The sequence below is a fragment of the Vibrio sp. T20 genome, from assembly GCF_007858795.1.
Lineage (GTDB): Bacteria > Pseudomonadota > Gammaproteobacteria > Enterobacterales > Vibrionaceae > Vibrio > Vibrio satsumensis.
The window spans coordinates 1-276 of sequence record NZ_VFEB01000043.1 but is presented as its reverse complement, the minus strand read 5'-3'; the positions used below and the strand labels follow the sequence as shown (position 1 = coordinate 276).

General features: G+C 46.4%; 1 protein-coding gene. It reads right to left on the bottom strand.

Going from position 1 to position 276, the window contains the following annotated elements:
- On the bottom strand, positions 1–276 hold a 276-nt coding region (locus tag FTW16_RS01920; protein ID WP_186728008.1), incomplete at both ends, for a glutaminase.

Below are 276 nucleotides of genomic sequence, written 5' to 3'. Positions count from 1 at the left end.
GGTGCTGACAGGCGGTTTTGTAAGAGATCCGCTACGACAATAGCACCTGCATTGATAAACGGGTTACGAGGAATACCATGCTCCATTTCAAGCTGAATCATCGAGTTAAACGCTTGACCTGAAGGTTCCTTGCCTACGCGCTGCCAAATTTCGTCTGGCTTATAAAGCACCATAGCTAAGGTCAAACTCAGTGCTTTCGATATTGATTGCACGGAGAAAGCTTCGTTGGCATCACCCGCTTGAATGACTTCACCTTCATTAGTGTATACCGCAATC